The organism is Brevibacillus porteri (assembly GCF_003013475.1).
Classification (GTDB): domain Bacteria; phylum Bacillota; class Bacilli; order Brevibacillales; family Brevibacillaceae; genus Brevibacillus; species Brevibacillus porteri.
Genome location: NZ_PXZO01000031.1, coordinates 25,095 through 41,613, shown reverse-complemented (window position 1 = coordinate 41,613; position 16,519 = coordinate 25,095). Strand labels below are relative to the sequence as shown.

Here is a 16,519-nt window from a genome sequence, read left to right as displayed (position 1 = left end):
GCTTACACCCCGCCTTTGTATTTGGTCAGTCGGCTCTTCACTTGTCCTTCTGCCAGTAGTTGATCATCTGCTTCAGAAAAAAGAGCACCTGCTACCTCGAACCGTTCGGCTCCAAGGTAAGCGGCGCTCTTGATCCACTCTTGTTTGGTTTGCACAAGCTCTGGGGCCTGTGCTTGTTGTTCTTTTCGTGCCACTATGATCGGACCCCCTCTACATCAAATTCGTTGATTTTGTCTGTGACTGCTCTCTGCACCGCCACGTTGTAGGTGAACTGAAACGCGATTTCCGTCCGGTCCTTTTTATCCCGCCAAATACGCAAGGTGGAGCTGTCGATCTCGATGGACAATCCAGACGTCTTGCCTTGATAGCTAAATTGATTTTGGCGAAGGAGCTCACGCAGCGGTTCTGCTGAAAGCGGCTGGTAGGCACCTTCTACCTTTGGATAGTGGAGGACAATGGCTGCTTCTGAGACCACCTGATAGGAAGTGAGGCTTCTTCCTTCTTCACGGACCCCTTGCGTCAACAGAAACGCGATTGGCGGTTGGAATCTCTGCGCCATCCAATCGTCCACGTTTACAACTGTAGCGAGCTTTGGATACGCTTCATTCACCAGTTCAATGAGAACGGCTAGCTCACGATCCATCCAGCTTCACCTCCCATACTTGCGGTATTCTCTTCTGTCTTCGTCACATGACTCTTCCCCCCACTATTTCACTTCATTTGGCAAGGCATTCACGGCAAATGCCCGCCGAGCAGGGAGCGAGTAGCCTATAGCTTTGAACTCGCCATCGTGTGGCGCCAATCGCCGTTTTCCCCGCTCGCCGAACATTTGAGTCGTCGGCGTACATAAAAAGCCACCCGACAGCTTCATCGGATGGCTCGTATCTCTCTTACTTGTTTCGCTTGACTCAAGTATAACCGAACTGGAGGAAAAACTGGGAAAATGACCCGATGTGTCAGGAAGTGTCAACCTTTGTCAGATTCAACATGCTTGTGAAAATGAAAAGAAGCTGTCTTTATCAGACAGCTTCTCGTTTAGTAAGCCGGGTTGTGTTTTCATTATCCAGTCTGCAGAGCCTGATCGCCATACATCGCCCATGCCATCTTCATCACGGCACTGCGCTTGATTTCATAATACCGCTGTCGGGACACGCCGATTTCTTTAGCAATCAGATTGTTCTTATCGCCATCCAGCAAAGCTTCGACTATCAAGCGTTCCTGCTCCCCCGGAATCGTCTCGACCGCTTGGTTGATCCGCTCGATTTTATCCTGCAGATTTTGCAGCCTCTTCCATTTCCGCTCCCGGCGTGCAACCTCTGCGTGCGTCTTATCTCCATTGCTGCCTTTTCCTTTCGGCATCCCTGCATCCAGTCCGTACTGTGCGACCATTCCTTCCCCTGCTTCACGCAAAAACCGCTGGATGCGCACGATCTCGATCTGCATATAATTGTAGTCGCGAATTTCTTCTTCGGCCTTTTGTAGAAAATCTACGATGGGTGCTTGCTCACTCAGCCGGACGAAGCCTTCTTTTCTAGCGAATGCTGTCTTTTTCTGCCCCTTTGCCTCTTGATCCCGCATGTACTTGTCCCACTCCGGGCAAGAATCGATTTTTCCTACGTGCTTATCATGAACCTGGCAATGTGATTTCTTTCCCCAGCACGTCGCCGGACACACCTCGCATACTGCTTCCATGAAAACATCTTTGCTGATCAAGGCACTATTCCCCCTCGGTCATATATATGAAGTCCAAATGATTGCTTAACGGTTTTCGTTGACTCTTGCGCCTTTTCTTAATCTTTGAGACAAACCGATCTGTCCGATAATGACTCCGATCAATAAAACAGCTGCTCCGATTAATGCTGCTTCTATCATTTCGTACGTATCTCCTTTGCATAGACATTTTCTTGTATAATGAAAGAGGGCAAAGAGGATACTCACCAGTTGTATTCTTTGCCCCAAGCCTTTAATGGGGATTCCGATCGTCAGTCGGAGTCTCCTTTTTTTGTTCCAGTTGCTCTTTCTTTTTCTCTTTGTTTGCCTTTAATTGCAGGTTGAACAGATTATTAATCCGAATCTGCAAATCTACCTGCTTAAACGTGACGATTAAAGCAAGGAAGCACACGACAACCGCGAGAACCTGAACGTAATCAATCGTCATCATAGCATCACTTCTCCACTGCGGATCGCTTCGAGCATCGCGGTTTTCATTTCTTGCATGCTCTCTTCGCGAGGTAGTTTGATAAAGGAAGCAAGGTACTCCATGTCGGGAAGCAGAAAGTCGAGGATCGTCAGTACAGCCCGATTATCCCCTGACTGTGCTTTTTGGAGGGTCAGGCTGAACGAGTCAGCTTCTCGGCCAATTGGCGCAAATATTTGTTTTTGCATTTACTCACTCCTTGTCTGGTCATATTCAGTTTTTTGGCTACCTGTTCTTCTGTCATTCCTTGAAGGACGACATGCTTGATAATGATTCGGGCTTTTTCTGGGAGTTGCATCAACACCTCCTGAACATACAGGTGCGACAGGTTGTCCTCGATCGCTTCCGTTCCCCGCATCCCCTCTTTGATCACCGTCTCCCTGTACAAACGCTTCTTGGCAGCGTACTGCAATCGCCAAGCAATCCTCTTGAGCACTTTTCTGCAATGCTCTTTCAACTGCTCATCTGTCACATGCTTCACCTTCTGTCTTTTTCATCCGGAAATAGGAACGTTCGTTCTCTTTGTAGTACAAGTATCTCATACTATGGTAATAAGTTCAAGTTCTTTCCACCAGATTTTTGGAGATAATTTTTTGGTCGATTCTCTGCATAAATTTCAAAGAAGGCATCAAAAAACACGATCTCAAGTGGAGATCGTGCCTGTGTAGAAGTATGAAATTATCCTTACACAACTGATGTCCCTACTCTTTAAAAGTACATAATCCTCATACTTTTTGAGTTTTATCTGCCCATCACGCAAGAAACATCTTAAATGAAGAAGGACCTTTTTTTATAAATAAAAAAGCAAGCCCCTCTCGCATTCACAACAGAAGAGCTTGCCTGCTTTTCTATCTTTCGCACTCATTTAATCCCATATATTCGGACGTTCAACACCCATCGTTCGCATATAATCTAACAGTTGACCGGTATGTACAGACTCATGATAGGCGATTCGCAGAAGCATGTCTCCAAGCGTGCGGACATAGCCTACATCGGATCGATCGATGCGGACACTCTCCAGATCGCTCTTGGACAACCCTCTGACGAAGCGGAGAAATTCTTCTCGATACGGCTTCGCAAAGGCCAAATCTTCTTCTACGGTCGAAAACTCTTTGGTTTCATACGGATTGGGGATAGTAGACAAAGCGGCGCTTCCCCGTTGGATCAAAATCTGGTGATACAAAAACTCACCCTCGATGACATGGCGAATCATTTCCCCGCACGTGAACGCTTTATCGTCAGGCTTCCAGTTCAGCATTTCTTTAGGAATTGCCTTCCAAACTTTGATGCTTCTACGTCTTACTTCCTCAAAGTTTAAGAGTAAGAGATCATTTTCGTTCATGCCATTCTCCCCTCTCCATAAGCTCGTCCTAGTTTTTTGGATAGAGATCACATGTCGCTACGTGATCATTGACCATGCCGACTGCTTGCATAAAGGCGTAGCAAATGGTTGAACCGACAAACGTAAAACCCCGCTTCTTCAAGTCCTTGCTCATCTTGTCGCTGATTTCGGTAGAAGCAGGCACATCCTTCATTTCCTGAAAATGATTATGAATCGGCTTCCCGCCTACAAACGACCAAATATAGCTGCTAAAGGACCCAAACTCCTCCACAACCCGCAAATACGCGTGGGCGTTCTTCACGACGCCGCGAATCTTCAGCCTGTTTCGAACGATGCCTTCATCTGTCAGCAATTGCTCGATCTTGGCTTCATCGTATTGAACGATTTTCTCCGCTTCAAAATTATCAAACGCTCTTCGATAATTTTCCCGCTTCTTCAAGATCGTGTACCAGCTCAGTCCGGCTTGAGCGCCTTCCAAATTCAAATATTCAAAGAGCAAACGATCTTCATAGACAGGAACTCCCCACTCGTGATCGTGATAATCCATATAGATAGGGTCTTGATTCACCCAGCCGCACCGATTCATGGAAAGAAACCTCCTTCATATAATACGAACATATATTCCTATATAAAGAATATACAATCATTGGCTATTCTGCAAGTTTTTCTTCACAAAAAAAGACCTCATCAATCTGAGGTCTCCCTGCAATCAAGCTGTTAAAATAATTGGCTTCCCCTTCGTTATAACGATGGTGTGCTCGTATTGAGCTACATAACTCTTATCAGGCGTAATGATCGCCCAACCGTCCCTGCCATCCTCCACATATTCCGTCCCCGTTGAAATAAATGTTTCAACCGCCAACACGAGACCTTCTGTGAGCAAGCGTCTATCCTTTTTGTCATAGTAATTCAAAATGTAAGCAGGCTCTTCATGCAAGCTTTTGCCGATGCCATGACCCGTAAGGTTTTTGACGACTGTAAAGCCTTTTTTCCTGGCCTCCTGGTGAACAACGCGACCAATCTGGCTTAGCTTCGATCCCGCCTTTACCGCATCCAATGCCTTATACAACGACTCCTCGGCGCATTGGCATAAGGATTGCTTTTCAGGCTCGCCTTCTCCTACCACGATAGAAGCACCTGTATCGGCAAAGTATCCATCCAGCTCTGCCGAGACATCAATATTGATGATATCGCCATTTTGCAGGACGGTATCATCAGGGATGCCATGCGCAACAATGTGATTGACGCTGATGCATGTATGCCCTGGAAAATCATAGGTGATATTCGGTGCAGACCGTGCTCCGTACTTTGCCAAGATCTCTCCGCCAATCTGGTCGAGTTCTTTTGTAGTCACACCTGCTCGCACGGCCCTAATCATCGTCTCTCTTGCCTCTGCCACAATATTACCGATCCGTTTCAAGCACAGCAAATCATGTTCATTTTGAATCGACATGTGTCTCCCTCCTGTCTACAAATATAATTATTTCCCATATTCATACTCACATTGGAACATTTTTCTTCGCCAATCGCAACCGAAGAAAAAACAAAGAACCCCAGAAGCATCCTCTGCGGCTCTTATCTTACGAAGCTATGCTGGATTCCATACATACATTCCTTGCGCTATTGTCGACTGCTTTTGAATAAACCCGATGGAGATTCGGTTAAATTCTTCCGGCTGATCGACATTGACGACATGACCGCAGTCAGCGACTAGACTCAACTGTGCAAATTGTCTTTTTTTCACACGCATCTGGACGAACGGCAAAAACATATGGTCTTCGTCACCCATAATGAACAAGGTAGGGATGGGAGGCTCTTTATCAAAGAGGGTTCCTAGGAATCGATTAATGCCTTTTGTCAGCTTGAACCATCTCTTGAATTCTTTTTGACAAAGCTTTTTGGCTTCGCGGATAAACAACGAGCGCGATTCTTTATGACGCTTGCTCGGCATAATCACCCATGCAAACAGTCGATACAGCCACATGTACGGGATGAAATGTTTGACCATATTCCCCAGTGTGATTAGCACCCGCGACCGCACGTTCATGTGCGTCACAGCTCCTGCCAAAACCATCGAGCGCATTCTCTCTGGGGCCTGCTCCGAAATAATCTGCACAATGATCGTCCCCAAGGAAATCCCCACAAAATGGGTGGAAGTGATTTTTACATGATCCAAAACCTCAATGATATCTCTGCTGACATCATCAAAGGTGTATGTTTTGAACAGCTTGCCTGAGATGTTTTTAGATTTTCCGTGACCACGCATATCTACTAGAAGAACATTGAAATTCTCTTTGTATGCCTTCAGTTGTTTATACCAAATCGATGAGCTGCCCCCTGCCCCATGGACAAAAGTCACCCATTCGCAATCTTCACCACGTATGTATGTCTTATAATGGATCACTAATATCCCCCCACCAGTATTATATAGGAGGGATGTCCCAGGTGAAAGGATTACCATAATATTGAAATTCAATCACCTGAGTCTCTCAACCAAAAACCAAACGAGATTGGAAATGAGTAACGACTGTCCGACACCAAAACTAAACCCTGTTAAAAATCGGAGCTTGTTATTGCTTGTCCGCCACTTCCATTGTTGGGTAAAGCCGTCAATGAGCATTGGCAGTAAAAGCAATCCAATCAAATAGTAAGAGGTCACGAGATGCATCCCTGCAAAAACTGGCGCGATCAAGTATCCAGCCAATGTCGAAACACATCTGGCACATAGCGGCATTTTTTTACCCGCTATATAGAAGGATCGATCTGCGCGCCGATGACATGGAATCCACTGCGTATTGATCTTCATTAGCCACCTCAATGTGAGCAATCTGGCTTGCAATCACAATCAGGTATACCGCAATCTGGAACAGGACAATCAGCTGGAATATAGTTGCAATCTAACGAACAACTCTTACGTTTCTTACGATAGAAGATGATCATGCAAATAAAAAGAAGAAGACCGATTCCGATCAAGACTACGCCCATTACATAATCACCTTGGTATAGAAATACGCCTCCCGCTATCCATGCGATCATGCAAACCGTTAATCCAAGAAAAAACAGATACATCCTCTCCCTTCTTTTCTTTCTACGTGAAAGAGTATCAGCCGTTTCACTTTGCATTACGTCCGAGTCCGGGGCTTAAATTGATTGGTTACGGCATCCAAATATTGATATCGCTCTGTGCGTGCGTATTTGAGCTGATAGACCGGGAACGGAACAGGAGACTTTTCCCTTCTACTTGTATTTCTGTCCTCCACTTGCACATATTCCAGCTCCACGTCATACAAGCTCATGAAGCTCTCCGCAGCTTCCCTAAGAGACACACACGAGCCCGGATCGGGAATTATTTTATTTTTACGTACATCATGCTTGTAAAAACCCGTTACTTGGCCCGTCCAAGGATTAACTTTCACGGAGTACATCCGATTTGTTAAAACGATACCATTTCGTCGCTCATAGAAGTAATACGTATTTCCCGTGCCACGTAAATAACATAATTCATAATAGTGCAACTCGGTAATTCCCTGCTCGATGTATGTTTCCAAATAGCGCGTGGCTATTCGCAGAGCATCGCGGTCCGACATCCGTGGCGTTATATACTCCATTTTTTGATTAAACGTAAAGGCAAGTAGCTCGTTGGTCTGGCGATTGAGAGTCACACATACAAAATCAGGATCGTAGACGGTTTCCGCGTCTTCTGCTTCTGGCAGCGACCAGAAGTAATGGATCGTAGAAGGCCAGTCCGGCTTTTTCGCAGCATCAATATGTTTGAAATAACCGCTCCTAGGATTATAAGTGACCCCATCCTCGTTCGGTGTCACAAGCGTTTCTCTTTTGATATCCGCTTCGATTACATCAATTTGAAAAGATTCCTTCACCCACAACTCAATCTCTTGCACGTTTGAAAAAATTAGAGATTTTCCTTGGGTTACTACTGGAATGACCTCTGAGTGTTTTTCATTAGGGTGTCTACCTCCTATCACGGTCTTGGTGATTTGCCCTGTCTCGGCATGAACAACCGCATAGGCCATCGGTGGCTCATCAGGGAGATACTGGAGTATCCCTTCTTCCTGTTCGTCGCAGGCGAGCATCAAATTTTCCTGATAGAGAGCAAAATATACTTGTTTCGCCTCCTCTTTCGTTATTACTTCTGGCTTGGAGGGCTTGTTTTTCGGATCAAAATCATGAAATCCTCGGTAGTAGATGTCAGTCAAGTTCCCCCACTCGTCTAACGTAATAAACAGATACACGCTGGCAAGCCGATTGTCGTGAAAACAATAACGATAAGAAAGTTTCCAATTCTTTTCCTCACGATACTCCGACAAGCTCGCCATACCATCTCTCACCATCCCACTCAGATGGTCGCCATACAGTGCTTCTGCAACTTCTATGATACGCTGCGTTGCTGTCTCGGCATCGATTGGCACTCCAGAAGCAACCGAATCTTGATGAATTTCATCCTCCAAACGAAACTCCGTTATATAACCCGTTTTTTTGTCGATTTCCAGCTTTGTACGCTCATGACCTAATTTTATCTCCCAAGTTCTCCAGTTATCGCACGTTTTGATTCGCTGCTGAGACAATTCACGCATACCGGGAAACATAGCAAACCATTTCTCCATCGTCAGGCGAACCGCTTCTGTCGGATATGTCACCATCTCTTTTCCTCCCGAACGAAAAAACCGTCAATGCAGACACTGACGACTTTCTCTGTTTGAATGCTATATCTTAATCATCATCACCATCATCCAGTTCATCGTCGTCGGTATCGATGGTGCTCGTGTCATCACTTGAAGAGGTATCCGCCGGAGCACTACCATTTTTATCGGCTGGTGTCGGATCATCATCGGTAGAGCTATTATCAATGGTGGTCGTCGAAAGCACTTTTCCGGTAATGGCATGTATCCGTACATCTACCGTTTTGGAGTCTTTTTTCGTGATTACCCGATAGACTGCTCCACTCTTTGTCTCGATTAGATCAACATCATCGATCTTGCCGCCACTTGTTCTTTCCGTCGCAATCTGTTTCGCTTGCTGTTCGGTAATTTTGGTCTGTGGCTGCGCTGGTGGGTTCGCGCTTTGATTCGGTTTCGGCTGCTGTTTTTGGGTTTGGGTTGTAGCTGGCTGTTGTTTAGCTGACGCAACAGTCCCTACCGTCCCCGTCCCTGCTGGCTTGGTCGCGCTGCCTGAAGCATCCTTCCCGCCGTTATTCGGTTGCGGCGCTGTGCTAGCTGTCGGATTTGAACCCGGCTGCGTTGGTTTCGTCGCCGTTTCGTTTGCCTTCGGCTGCGCAGTGGCTGCGACCAAGGAGAGCTCCTTCAAATCAATAATTTCGCCCGTATATGCATTTACCATCACACTATATGTTCCGCGCTCATTAAGGAGTTGGAGATTGTAAATACTGTTTTCCCCTACATCCGTCATGGAGATCGATTCAATCTTTCCCGGGTAGCGGGTCGTCACGATCTGTTTGACTTCCTCCTCTGACAAGGACTGCAAATCCATACTCGCGAAGATCCGTTGCATGCCAAATGCCGTAGTGACCAACAGAAAACTCGCCAGCAGCCCTATTTTCCATTTTTTATTCATACGTACCTCCTGCTATTTCTTAGCCTGCCCCGGCAGAAAAACGGTCACGAGCGTCCATTTCCCTTCTTCACTATCGAGTGCAATATCGCCTTGATGGGCATCGACGATCTGTTTGGCAATGGAAAGACCGAGTCCTACGCCCCCTGTTTCGCGGCTGCGGGCTTTGTCTACACGGAAGAAACGATCAAAAACGTGCTGCAAATCTTCCTCGGGAATCCCCATTCCGTAATCCTTCACTGAGAAAAATGGACGATCTCCTTGAATCCCTACATCCACTTCCATTTCATTCGAGCTGTATTTCATCGCATTGTCGAGTAAAACGACGAGCACTTGTTTTAGTTTTTGTTCATCGGCCATTACAGGAACCGATTCATGGTTTGCGCTCAGTTGAAAGGACCTGCCATACGCATTGGTCAATTGTGCAATGGTCGTTTGGCACATTGGGATCAAGTCGATTTCTTTGACATCCAGATTCCATTCGGCGCTATTGTTGGCGAGAAGAAGCATTTGATTGGTCATATCCTTCATGCGCACGGCTTCCGAATAGATCGCTTCCACCGACTCTGCCAGAACCTCCGGCTTTTTCGTTCCCCAACGCTTCAATAGCTTCGCATAGCTTTCTACTACAGTCAGCGGCGTTTTCAATTCATGGGAAGCATCTGAGACGAACTGCTGCTGCTTCTCGAAGTTTTGCTGTAATAAATCCATCATCTTGTTAAAGGTACTTCCTAACGCGTGCAATTCATCTTTGGATGTGTGCTCAAGCGGTATTTTCTTAAAAATACTGCGCGCTTGAATGTCTTCCATCGTTTGAATCATCGAGTTGACTGGTCGCAAAATCAGATTGCTCAGCATGCGTCCGGCAAAAAAAGCAGGAATCAGCACGAACAACGAAGCAAATAGCAGAACGTTTTGCAGCAGGCTCAAATTTTCTTGCAAACCCGCAATACTTTCAATGACTTCTAACGTGACAATTTTTCCATTCGTCCAAATGATCGGGACCTTGACGTACGCGTATTTCGCTCCGTTGACATCGAAGACACCGTCACTCGCTTTTCTATCAAAGATGGGCTGCGGTGCCGGGATTGGCTGCGTGCTGTCTACTTCCTGCGTGACGATGGCCCGCGATTGCTGGTCGATAATCCGGATCATCCCGTTCGACGGCAAATACGGCTGCAGCAGCGTGGCAGGGTCGAAACTTTCTACACCGATCTGATTGAGTCCACTCTGGATATGCAGAACTTCTCGCTGCAAACGGTCCAGCTCTCCGTCTGTTGTCACTTTATAGAACATGAAGTAAATGAAGCTGTTGACCATGAGCAACAGGAGCAAGAGTGCGACCGTGGAGAACAAATGAATTTTATTTTTGATTTTCATCATCTACCCCTTCAGCATATAACCAACGCCTCGTACTGTATGCAAAAGCGGGGTTTCATACCCTTGGTCCACCTTTTTACGCAAGTAGCGGATATACACGTCAACGACATTTGTGTCTCCGAAATAATCAAATCCCCATACGTGTGTTAGAATCTGTTCACGATTCAGAACTTGGTTTTTATTCTGCATCAGATAAAGCAACAAATCGAATTCACGCGGCGTCAGCTCGATCTGACTGGAACCTCTCGTCACTTCCCGGGATTTTTCATCCAGGCTTAAATCCGCTACTTCTACTTTGGAGCTGGCTTCTACTTTCCTCGTCATTTGGGACAAGCGGAGGCAGGAACGGATGCGAGCCAGCAGCTCTTCGATTTCAAAAGGTTTCGTGATGTAGTCGTTCGCGCCTTGATCGAGTCCATTTACTTTGTCCACGACAGCATTTCGGGCCGTCAACAAAATGACTGGCGTCGCGGAGTCCTTTACCCGAATCCGACGAAGCACTTCTATACCTGACAAACCTGGCAGCAGTACATCGAGCAAAATCAAGTTCCATTCGCCTTGATTGTATTGTTCCAGCGCCTCGAGCCCTGTTTTGGCGATCTCGCTTTCATATCCTTCGTATTCCAGCTCTAATTGAATCACACGAGCAATTTTCTCTTCATCTTCCACAATTAATATTCGCTCCGACATGTAATCCTCCTAAGCCTTGCATCCATTATCCAATTGAGTTTAGCAAATATTGGCTGTGGATCAAAGAGCAATCCGTACGAAAGATATAATTTTTTACTTATATCGATAACCCCACCCACTGCCAGTACGCGTAATAAAAGACGACCATCAGGATCGCGTGGGCCGCACCTGCGTACAAGCTCAATCGCAGCAAATCCTTAGGCAAAAAGGTCTCCTTGCCGCTTTCCTGGAACATGAGCAATGCTTTGGAGCTTACAGGGAAGGTCAGGCAGTAGTTCATGCCGACGATTCCTACGAACAACACGGTCACTTCATTTAAATCGAGGCTACTCGCAAAGTAGAGAAGCGGCGGAACAAGAATGACGGCTCTCGTTGTATGCGATGTAATGTACAGATGGGAGGTCAGTGTCAGCAAAGTAATGACCACAATGATCAACAGCGACGATTCCCCTTCCAGCTGCTCGGTAATCGTGAACAGCTTCTTCATGATCCACTCTGCCGCGCCGCTCTCCAATAACGACTTTCCGAGTGCAATGGCTGCCCCTACAAACAGAATCAGGTTCCATGAGACAGACTGAACGCCATCCTTCCACTTCATGACGCCCACATTGGGGAGTGTCAATAGAAAGGCGCCGACGACTGTCGTGGTAGCAATCTCTATTCCATGAAAACGCTCTGTCAGCCAGAAAATGACCATCGCCCCAATCACAGCAACCGTATATTTTTCATTGCGGGACAAGGTGAGGGAAAGCTTTTTGCTCGCGAGTGGGCGCTGCATCTCTTCTTTGGTGAGAAATAGAGCCAGAACAATCCGGCAAGTAACGATGCTGGCCACTACCCCGAACGGCAGTCCCCACAGCAGCCACTCCGCGAAGCTAATCCCTTCCCCATTGAACTCCTTCAGCATATCGAGTGCGATAAAATGGGAGCCCGCTCCGATCATAGTGGAGCTCGTCGATACTAAAATAATCGTCGGAATCAGGATCGCCATGGCTTTCGTGATTTGCTTGTTCCCGATTTCTGAGGTCAGCGAGTGGAAAACAGGCAGTAGCACCGCTGCGCGTCCAGAAGTAGATGGGATAAAGAAAGCGAGAAATTGAACGACGATCGTCAAGAGCCAAAACAAGCTTTTGACGTTCTTTGCCTTGCTCACGACGAGATCTGTGAGTTTGCCTGCCAAGCCTGTCACTTGAAGAGCACCGCCGAGAATGAACGAGCCAATCATTAACCAAATGACATCGGAGGCGAGCGAGTCGAACAAGATTTCCTGGTCAGCCGTTCCTGTCACGACGAGGAGTAATACGGAGCCTATCGCTACATAGGCAGAGTTCAGCGAGGTTGTCGTCCACAGGATCACAGCGACACAGAAACAGAACAAGCTCCATTTGGCTTCAAATGTCAGGGAAGACGGCAGCATAAGCAGTAATTCAACAAACATAATTAGGACAATTGGAAGGACCCAGGCAGGTCTTTCCTTTGCAACAGTCTGTGCAATCACGATACTTGCTCCTTCGCCATTAAACGATTTGCGAGCTGCAGGCCCACCATGATGGTTCTCATGGAGCTTTCCGAGCAATCAGTCAGCCATTTCTGCGCATGCATGAACGCTTCCTCCAGCGTAGACGGCATCGGCAAAATACTCGTGTACGCATCAATTCCGTGCTCATAATTGAGTCGGGCACCTTTGCCAACAGTCCCAACTAAAGCCACTACCGGCAGGGCATGCTTTTTCGCTCGCTTTGCCACTTCCACGGGAATTTTTCCTCGCGGTGTTTGAAAATCAATGCTGCCTTCCGCCGTAAATACAAGGTCTGTCTCTTGAAGCATCCGATCCAAATCAATGTACTTCATGATGATATCGTAGCGTGGATACAGATTCGCACCCGTCAGCGCATGCAGTCCGGCACCCAAGCCACCCGATGCACCACTGCCCGGCATCTCTCTGACGTCGATACCGAAGTCTCGCTCGATGATAGCCGCGAATTGTTCAAGTGCTTCTTCCAGCTCAACCACTTGCTCCGGTGTTGCTCCCTTTTGCGGGCCAAACACGCGAGCGACTCCGTTTTCCCCACACAGCTTGTTAAACCAATTGCAAGCCACATCGATTTGCACCTGCTTGAGTCTTTTGTCCATGCCGGAAACATCGATTTTCGTTACTTTTGCCAGCGAGATTCCGCCTTCAATACGGATTTCTTGACCACTTGCATCCAAAAATTTCGCGCCAAGTGCTTGCGCCATGCCTGCCCCGCCATCGGAAGTACCAGAATCGCCGCAGCCTAGCAAAATACGATCTGCCCCCATGTCCAGCGCCGCTTTGATCAATTCACCGACGCCATGTGTCGTCGTTTTGCGCGGATCACGCAAGCTTCTTGGAACCAGTCGCAGTCCCGCTGCTGCCGCCATCTCAATCACAGCCGTTTGACCTGTCGTCTTTGATCCGAATATCCCGAAATGGGAAGAAACCTTTTCTCCTACGGGGCCAGTTACTTCCTTATCGATAATCGAGCCATTCGAAATTTTCACAATCGCTTTTGTAAAGCCTTCTCCTCCGTCCACCATCGGCAGTGTCTGTACTTGGGAGAGCGGGAGTACGCGCAGAATTCCTTCTTTCATGCACTCCGCTGCTTGCTCGGCATCTAAACTTTCCTTAAAGCCCGAAGGCACAACGAGTATACGCATAAAAACAACATCCCTTCTCTTTATTTGAATTTGCTTTCGCATTGGTCTCACTTAAGTAAGACCAATACTAAGCTTCAAAAAAGAGAAGGGAATAATAGGAAGATGTGAAAATGATGAGAGAAAAGCAAGAAGAACGTTACGATTCTAAGCGTTTCGTTTTCTGCGCAGTTGATAATAGGTCACAGCCAGGGCAAGCGCCAAAACCGTCCCCTTAATAATATCGTAAGCGTAATACGGCAGATTGAGCATCGTCATGCCGTTGAGCAGCACCCCGATCAGGATGGCTCCCACAAATGTACCGAATACGTTTGGCTTTCCTGCACCGAATACGGAGAATCCTACGAAAGCAGCCGCTACTGCATCCATCAGCATAGAGCCGCCACTACTCACCTGCCCGGTACCGATCCGCGCTGCCAAGAGCATCCCACCCAAGCCTGCAAAAAGAGCGGAGAGCACATAAGCCAAGGTACGATAGCGATTCACAGGAATCCCCGACAGACGAGCTGCTTCCAAATTGCCGCCTGTCATGTACAGCATCCGGCCCTGTCTCGTATAGGTCAAGTACACATGCGTAATCGCGACAAGTAAAAAGGTCAGGATAACGGGAATCGGTACGGAGAGAATTTCTCCTTGGCCCAGCCAGAGGAACCATTCCTGGAATTTTCCCGGAGCCTGTGAGCCGTCCTGCATCGGCATGTTTGCGTAGATCGAGTAGCCTTGGGAATACGTCATATGAATACCGTTGACGATGTAGAGCATCGCCAGCGTAGCCAGCAAATCAGGAATGCGGATTTTCACGACCAGGAAGGCGTTGACCAGCCCGACGAGCAAGCTGAGTACAATCGGAACCACCAGTGTCGTAAAGACTCCTTGTTCGTACCAAACCATCATCGAAGCAGAAACGACTGTGGTCAATGAAACCGTCGATCCTACAGACAAGTCAAAGCCTCCGACAATCAGCGAGAACGTAACGCCAATCGCGACAAATGTCACAATCGAGATGGAGCGAAGAATGTCCGTCAAGTTGTCGTACGTGAAGAAATACGGGTTGGTCAAACTGAATAACAACATGACAATGACAATGACGGCAACCGTTCCGTATTTATAAACAAAATCAAAAAAGCTAAACTTTTTATCTGCCACGTTATTCACCTCCGCTTGCGTAGTACATAATCAGCTCTTGTGTTGCTTCCTCGCGACTCAATTCCTTCACAATTTTGCCCTCGAACATGACGAGAATCCGGTCTGCGATCCCGATGACTTCTTGAAACTCACAGGAGAAATACAGGACGCCCTTTTTCTGCTCAGCGAGATTTCCGATCAGACGGTAAATATCGCTTTTCGCGCCGATATCCACCCCTTTTGTCGGCTCGTCAAACATAAAGAGGTGAGCGTTTGTATCCAGCCATTTGCCGATAGCGACTTTTTGCTGGTTTCCGCCGCTGAGAAAACCGACCAGCTGCTTGATATCGGCTGTTTTTACACCAAGGCGCTGCACCAGCTCTCTTGCGTTAGCCGCTTCCGTCCCTCTTTTGATAAAACCGAGCCAGGACTTCTTTTTCAACGAGGCGACAGACAGGTTGTTCTGTACCGACTCCTCTACGAAAATTCCTTCTTTGCGCCTTTCCTCCGGGACGAGTACGATCCCTGCATCGACTGCATCTTTTGGCGAGCGCAGTTGGATACGTGTTCCATGCAATCGAATGGCACCGGCCTTTGCCCCATCCGCACCGAAGAGCAATCGGGCGAGCTCAGTCTTCCCTGCCCCAACCAGACCGACGACACCCACGATCTCTCCCTCGTGAACTTGCAGGTCGACTCCGCGTACTTTGCCACCAGCCACACCTGCCGCCTCAAAAATCGTTTCGCCAATCGGCACTTCCATCTTCGGGAACTCCTCGTCAAAGCTTTTGCCCAGCATGTTCGCGATCACTTCGTCCATATTGGTCTTTGCCGTGTCTGTGGTCACGACATGCTGTCCATCGCGCATGATGGTGATCCGATCACAGATTTCAAAGATTTCTGGCAACCTGTGGGAGATATAAATGATCCCGACTCCAGCCTTTTTCAACTGCGCAATGATTTGAAACAACCGTTCGCTCTCCTTCGTGCTCAACGGCGCTGTCGGTTCATCGAAAATGACGTACTTCGCCTTTTGAACGGTAGCCCGTGCAATCAAAATCAATTGCTTTTCCGACAGCGTACATTCTTCGACGAGCATCCTCACCGGAATAGAGAAGCCGAAGTTTTTTAAAATCTGCTCCGATTCGTTGTACAAGCTCTGCCAGTTGATTAGTCCCTTGGTTTTCGCCTGGACGAGCTGGCCCGCCAATATGTTTTCGGCAACGCTCAAATACGGGATCAAGGCGGTGTCCACTTCCTGATATACACATTGAATGCCCTGTGCTTTGGCGTCCTGCGGAGATTGAATCGACACGGCCTGTCCATCGATGGTGATCGTACCTCCATCTGCCTGATACGCTCCCGTGAGAATTTTCATCAGGGTACTCTTTCCCGCACCATTAGCACCGAGAAGTGCATGAACCTCTCCAGCGCGCACCTCAAAATCGACGGATCGCAAGGCAGGAACCCCAGAAAACTGCTTCGCCATCCCTTTCATCTGCAATGTGGACATTTTTCAC

At 47.5% G+C, this 16,519-nt stretch carries 20 protein-coding genes; all 20 read right to left on the bottom strand.

From position 1 onward, the window contains the following. Window positions 1–2 precede the first annotated feature (2 nt). On the bottom strand, window positions 3–194 hold the full coding sequence (locus C7R92_RS16675) for a hypothetical protein (protein WP_016741308.1): 192 nt from the start codon (window positions 192–194) through the stop codon (window positions 3–5). Next, the gene (locus C7R92_RS16670; RefSeq protein ID WP_106835028.1) at window positions 194–643 is read right to left on the bottom strand and encodes a hypothetical protein; all 450 of its coding nucleotides are present in this window, start codon (window positions 641–643) and stop codon (window positions 194–196) included. The genes C7R92_RS16675 and C7R92_RS16670 overlap by 1 nt, the downstream gene beginning before the upstream one ends. A 63-nt stretch (window positions 644–706) precedes the next feature. Beyond that, window positions 707–871 (bottom strand): hypothetical protein, encoded by a 165-nt coding sequence (locus tag C7R92_RS32055; protein WP_020477556.1) that lies wholly within the window; start codon window positions 869–871, stop codon window positions 707–709. 188 nt (window positions 872–1,059) lie between these two features. Continuing rightward, window positions 1,060–1,713 (bottom strand): hypothetical protein, encoded by a 654-nt coding sequence (locus tag C7R92_RS16665; RefSeq protein WP_106835027.1) that lies wholly within the window; start codon window positions 1,711–1,713, stop codon window positions 1,060–1,062. 250 nt (window positions 1,714–1,963) lie between these two features. Next, on the bottom strand, window positions 1,964–2,161 hold the full coding sequence (locus C7R92_RS16660; RefSeq protein WP_017251814.1) for a hypothetical protein: 198 nt from the start codon (window positions 2,159–2,161) through the stop codon (window positions 1,964–1,966). Beyond that, window positions 2,158–2,385: a hypothetical protein gene (locus C7R92_RS16655; protein WP_017251813.1), complete on the bottom strand. Its 228-nt coding sequence runs from the start codon at window positions 2,383–2,385 to the stop codon at window positions 2,158–2,160. Before C7R92_RS16655 ends, C7R92_RS16660 begins: the two co-directional genes overlap by 4 nt. Further along, window positions 2,331–2,669, bottom strand: a complete 339-nt coding sequence (locus tag C7R92_RS16650; protein WP_017251812.1) for a sigma factor-like helix-turn-helix DNA-binding protein — start codon at window positions 2,667–2,669, stop codon at window positions 2,331–2,333. Before C7R92_RS16650 ends, C7R92_RS16655 begins: the two co-directional genes overlap by 55 nt. A gap of 393 nt (window positions 2,670–3,062) precedes the next feature. Beyond that, entirely contained in the window at window positions 3,063–3,539 is a 477-nt protein-coding gene (locus C7R92_RS16645; RefSeq protein WP_106835026.1) for a DinB family protein, read from the bottom strand. A 28-nt stretch (window positions 3,540–3,567) separates the two neighbouring features. Next, window positions 3,568–4,125: a DNA-3-methyladenine glycosylase I gene (locus C7R92_RS16640; RefSeq protein WP_106835025.1), complete on the bottom strand. Its 558-nt coding sequence runs from the start codon at window positions 4,123–4,125 to the stop codon at window positions 3,568–3,570. A gap of 123 nt (window positions 4,126–4,248) precedes the next feature. Continuing rightward, window positions 4,249–4,992 (bottom strand): type I methionyl aminopeptidase, encoded by a 744-nt coding sequence (gene map, locus C7R92_RS16635; RefSeq protein ID WP_069851830.1) that lies wholly within the window; start codon window positions 4,990–4,992, stop codon window positions 4,249–4,251. A gap of 135 nt (window positions 4,993–5,127) precedes the next feature. Beyond that, window positions 5,128–5,943 (bottom strand): alpha/beta fold hydrolase, encoded by an 816-nt coding sequence (locus tag C7R92_RS16630; RefSeq protein ID WP_106835024.1) that lies wholly within the window; start codon window positions 5,941–5,943, stop codon window positions 5,128–5,130. Between the two features lie 72 nt (window positions 5,944–6,015). Next, window positions 6,016–6,345 (bottom strand): DUF2085 domain-containing protein, encoded by a 330-nt coding sequence (locus tag C7R92_RS16625; RefSeq protein WP_069851824.1) that lies wholly within the window; start codon window positions 6,343–6,345, stop codon window positions 6,016–6,018. 316 nt (window positions 6,346–6,661) lie between these two features. Next, window positions 6,662–8,200 (bottom strand): YcdB/YcdC domain-containing protein, encoded by a 1,539-nt coding sequence (locus C7R92_RS16615; RefSeq protein ID WP_106835022.1) that lies wholly within the window; start codon window positions 8,198–8,200, stop codon window positions 6,662–6,664. A 70-nt stretch (window positions 8,201–8,270) separates the two neighbouring features. Beyond that, window positions 8,271–9,131: a PepSY domain-containing protein gene (locus C7R92_RS16610; RefSeq protein WP_106835021.1), complete on the bottom strand. Its 861-nt coding sequence runs from the start codon at window positions 9,129–9,131 to the stop codon at window positions 8,271–8,273. A gap of 12 nt (window positions 9,132–9,143) precedes the next feature. Next, window positions 9,144–10,508 (bottom strand): HAMP domain-containing sensor histidine kinase, encoded by a 1,365-nt coding sequence (locus C7R92_RS16605; RefSeq protein WP_069851816.1) that lies wholly within the window; start codon window positions 10,506–10,508, stop codon window positions 9,144–9,146. A 3-nt stretch (window positions 10,509–10,511) separates the two neighbouring features. After that, the gene (locus tag C7R92_RS16600; RefSeq protein ID WP_069851814.1) at window positions 10,512–11,198 is read right to left on the bottom strand and encodes a response regulator transcription factor; all 687 of its coding nucleotides are present in this window, start codon (window positions 11,196–11,198) and stop codon (window positions 10,512–10,514) included. Window positions 11,199–11,295: 97 nt separating this feature from the next. Continuing rightward, window positions 11,296–12,636 carry an SLC13 family permease gene (locus C7R92_RS16595; RefSeq protein ID WP_318533235.1) on the bottom strand — a complete coding sequence of 447 codons (1,341 nt, stop codon included), beginning with the start codon at window positions 12,634–12,636 and terminating at the stop codon, window positions 11,296–11,298. 56 nt (window positions 12,637–12,692) lie between these two features. After that, complete coding sequence (locus C7R92_RS16590) at window positions 12,693–13,877, bottom strand: glycerate kinase family protein (RefSeq protein WP_106835020.1); 1,185 nt, start codon at window positions 13,875–13,877, stop codon at window positions 12,693–12,695. A 144-nt stretch (window positions 13,878–14,021) separates the two neighbouring features. Beyond that, window positions 14,022–15,020, bottom strand: coding sequence for an ABC transporter permease (locus C7R92_RS16585; RefSeq protein WP_106835019.1), 999 nt, complete (start codon window positions 15,018–15,020; stop codon window positions 14,022–14,024). Between the two features lies 1 nt (window position 15,021). Then, window positions 15,022–16,512, bottom strand: coding sequence for a sugar ABC transporter ATP-binding protein (locus tag C7R92_RS16580; RefSeq protein WP_106835018.1), 1,491 nt, complete (start codon window positions 16,510–16,512; stop codon window positions 15,022–15,024). Between the last annotated feature and the right edge of the window lie 7 nt (window positions 16,513–16,519).

Excerpts from the sequence above, each read along its gene's own strand:
- C7R92_RS16660 (WP_017251814.1), bottom strand. The coding sequence starts at position 2,161 with ATGATGACGATTGATTACGTTCAGGTTCTCGCGGTTGTCGTGTGCTTC.
- C7R92_RS16670 (WP_106835028.1), bottom strand. The coding sequence starts at position 643 with ATGGATCGTGAGCTAGCCGTTCTCATTGAACTGGTGAATGAAGCGTAT.
- C7R92_RS16580 (WP_106835018.1), bottom strand. The coding sequence starts at position 16,512 with ATGTCCACATTGCAGATGAAAGGGATGGCGAAGCAGTTTTCTGGGGTT.
- C7R92_RS16605 (WP_069851816.1), bottom strand. The coding sequence starts at position 10,508 with ATGAAAATCAAAAATAAAATTCATTTGTTCTCCACGGTCGCACTCTTG.
- C7R92_RS16600 (WP_069851814.1), bottom strand. The coding sequence starts at position 11,198 with ATGTCGGAGCGAATATTAATTGTGGAAGATGAAGAGAAAATTGCTCGT.
- C7R92_RS32055 (WP_020477556.1), bottom strand. The coding sequence starts at position 871 with ATGAAGCTGTCGGGTGGCTTTTTATGTACGCCGACGACTCAAATGTTC.
- C7R92_RS16615 (WP_106835022.1), bottom strand. The coding sequence starts at position 8,200 with ATGGTGACATATCCGACAGAAGCGGTTCGCCTGACGATGGAGAAATGG.
- C7R92_RS16655 (WP_017251813.1), bottom strand. The coding sequence starts at position 2,385 with ATGCAAAAACAAATATTTGCGCCAATTGGCCGAGAAGCTGACTCGTTC.
- C7R92_RS16590 (WP_106835020.1), bottom strand. The coding sequence starts at position 13,877 with ATGCGTATACTCGTTGTGCCTTCGGGCTTTAAGGAAAGTTTAGATGCC.
- C7R92_RS16595 (WP_318533235.1), bottom strand. The coding sequence starts at position 12,636 with ATGTTTGTTGAATTACTGCTTATGCTGCCGTCTTCCCTGACATTTGAA.
- map (WP_069851830.1), bottom strand. The coding sequence starts at position 4,992 with ATGTCGATTCAAAATGAACATGATTTGCTGTGCTTGAAACGGATCGGT.
- C7R92_RS16645 (WP_106835026.1), bottom strand. The coding sequence starts at position 3,539 with ATGAACGAAAATGATCTCTTACTCTTAAACTTTGAGGAAGTAAGACGT.
- C7R92_RS16640 (WP_106835025.1), bottom strand. The coding sequence starts at position 4,125 with ATGAATCGGTGCGGCTGGGTGAATCAAGACCCTATCTATATGGATTAT.
- C7R92_RS16625 (WP_069851824.1), bottom strand. The coding sequence starts at position 6,345 with ATGAAGATCAATACGCAGTGGATTCCATGTCATCGGCGCGCAGATCGA.
- C7R92_RS16610 (WP_106835021.1), bottom strand. The coding sequence starts at position 9,131 with ATGAATAAAAAATGGAAAATAGGGCTGCTGGCGAGTTTTCTGTTGGTC.